At 69.1% G+C, this 2,834-nt stretch carries 2 protein-coding genes; both read right to left on the bottom strand.

The features are described 5' to 3' along the window. Positions 1-953: hypothetical protein (locus tag WAW85_RS05850; protein ID WP_422558702.1), on the bottom strand; the 953-nt coding region annotated here is incomplete at its 3' end. After that, on the bottom strand, positions 953-2,834 hold a 1,882-nt coding region (locus WAW85_RS05845), incomplete at its 5' end, for a hypothetical protein (protein ID WP_422558701.1). The genes WAW85_RS05850 and WAW85_RS05845, both read right to left, overlap by 1 nt.

Here is a 2,834-nt window from a genome sequence, read left to right as displayed (position 1 = left end):
ATGAACATCCGCGGTTCGTCGAGCTTCTCGATCTCCGGGAAGGTCCCTGACCGGCCCAGCCACCGCGCCACTCCGGGGTCCGCACACGCCGTCCCCAAGGCAGCGATCACCGAATAGTCGATCGTCGCGGTGGTTCCCGGTTCGTCGCCCGGTAGATCCGGGGTGACGTCCACGCTGAGCGTCGCCGCTCCGGCCTTCTCCATCGCGTCCGGATCAGCCAGCAACTCGTACGTCTGCCGAGTCCACGGCACGAGGTACTCCGCCGCCAGCTTCGTCACCCGCTCGGTTTCCTGGTCCGCGCTCACGGGCTGATCATGTCCGACCGGGTCGTAGGGCACGCGCAGCCGGGGCGCCGATCGCACCACCCGATCCTCCCAGTCACCGGCCCCCGCCACCGCCTGATACCCGGGCAGGTCGCCAGCCATATCGGCGATACCGGCGATCTGCACGGGCCTGACATCACCGAACGGACCACTCACCTTCAGGGCCCGCATCCAGGCGTGCACGCTGGTCACGGTGCCTTTGCCAGTGATGCGCAACTGCCGGATATCCGGCGCGGCCAGCAGGTAGGGCGCCGATCGCCGTATGGCGAGCTCCACCGGCAATCCGTTCGGCGCTACCGAACCGTCGATCACCGCGACCCGCAGTTCCCCGGTCCCCCCAACCTCCACCCACGAGTGCACCCACCCAGAATCCTCGTCAGGATCGGGTTTTGGGATCGTCAGGATGAGCGGACTGTCCGGCCGCACCTCCCAGGAGATATCGCGACCGAACGGATCCCACTCGCGACCTACCTGCCCCTCGAAGATCACCACCGGCCCGGCCGGCACCGCGTCGTCGGGCAACGTCACCTGCCAGTGCACGCCGTCAGGTACCCGCTCGTCGCGTTCGTCGTGGCCGCCCACGTACGCCACCCGCCCGATCGCGTCGGTGGTGAAGTCGCCGCTGCTCATCACTGCCCTCCCATCAGTACGCCACCCGCGAATGCCGGTGTCCGGCCGCAGCGCGCCCGGCGCACCACCGTCGATGGGGCGTTCTTCGCCGGGGCGCGATCGGTCACTGTGACGTCGAACCAGAATCCGCTCGACGATGCCGCCAGCGGCGCAGGCAGCAGCCACAGGACGCTGCTGCCGGCCCCGTTGACGTAGCGCGCGGCGGCTTTCCGGCTCGGATTGTGCTGATTGGAAATCGTGATCGACGACCCCAACTCCAACCGGCCCGCCCGGATGATTGGCTCCGGGTTCGCCAGCCACAGCCCCAGCACCGCCCACCCCGCCCCGTCGCGCACCCACAGCACGGTGGTTTCGGGCACCCGGGGCGGCAACTGCGGCGGCACGCCGAGGTGGCCGAGCACGTCCTCCACTGCGGCGTCGCCGTGCCGATCACCGGCCACCAGCAGAGTCTTCGGCGGCACGATGACCGGCACATCACCGGCCTGCGGGGGCCGCGCCGGACTCGACGGATACAGGCCCATCGCCCGGATCAACGCCGATGCGTTCCGATAGGCCGACGTCCGGAAGGTGATTCCGTCGAGCTGCGGGGTGGTGTCCGTGGGCGCCTTCGTCTCCGGCGGAAAGGCGACCGTCATCTCATAGGAGGCCTGCGTTTCCAGCGGACTCGTCCACGCGAGATCCGATCCGGTCGGCGCGATCGGGCACCCCGACTGCGCCGCCGCCTCCTGCATCCGCTTCTCAAACGGCGAACCCGCCCCGTAGGTGGTCACGATCTTCGGCTTCCGCCAGTCGATCGACGACCCGTGCGGCTTATCGGTCCGGCGTACTTTGACCACCGGCCGCCGCCCGTACTGATGGAGCAGACCGGGCAGATAGGTGACGGCGAAGCTCGCCGACGGCCGATCGTCGGCGAACACGTAGTCCGCGTGATCGGGCCGGTCGAAGCCGGTCAAGTAGCGCTGCAGATACTCCGGCCGGAACTGGCGGACATTCTGGAGCGAAAGCCACGGCGCGGGATCGACCGTCGACGTCTCGGCCGCCGTCTGGAAGTACCAGGATCGAGTCCGTTTGTCCTCGCCGTCCTTGTTGTACGTCGATGTGACCGGTGTCCCGTCCCGGTCGCGGTAGGTCCGCTTCCAGGAGAGCGCCACATCGATCCGGTAATGGGCGCCCGGCGCCAGCGTGAATCGCTCACCGGTGGCTTCCGCCAAGATCACCTCGTCGGTGTGCCGATCGGCCGCCGCGGCCGCGTCCCGATCGGCGACGGTCAGGGCGTGTAGCGCCACCACAGACACGCTCACCCACGACGGCAACGTCGCGACGACCCCGGTCGCCAGCCCCCCCACCCCGTCTCTGACGGCCAGCCAAAAGATCCCGGTCCCGTCGAGATCCTCCGCCGCGACGGCCTCATTCCCACTCTTCCGGAGCACGGTGAACACGCTCGACCGACGGGCGGTGAGCGGGTGGTCGAACAGCAACCGGGCAAGTTCTTCCTCGGCGCCGACCAGCGGCGCGAGCCTCAGGTACAGCTCGCCCTCGACGACGTCCTCGTCGAACGTGATGGTGTGCCGATACCAGGTGGCGGCCCCGTCGGAGCCCTCTGCCAGCGCGGATTTGCCGGTCAGCCGCAGCGCAGTAGTCACCTCAATGCCCTCCAGTTCGGCCTTGCCGAACACGTACGGGCCGTCCACGGCGTCTACCCCGACCGCCGGCCGGCCGTCGCGCTGGCGCTCCGTGCTGCTGCTCACGGTGAATCCGGTGCCTCGGTCGAAGGCGAACTGGACCGGCGGAACCCCGAACCGATCGCGTTCACGGGGAACGTGCCAGCGGCGGATCGTCACCGGTGTCGCGTCCCGCCCCCACGCCCAGCCGCGCCCGAAC

The organism is Gordonia sp. (in: high G+C Gram-positive bacteria), assembly GCF_049299075.1.
In the GTDB taxonomy this organism is placed as follows: domain Bacteria; phylum Actinomycetota; class Actinomycetes; order Mycobacteriales; family Mycobacteriaceae; genus Gordonia.
The sequence above is the reverse complement of the archived record's forward strand: the minus strand, read 5'-3'. Positions and strand labels throughout refer to the sequence as shown.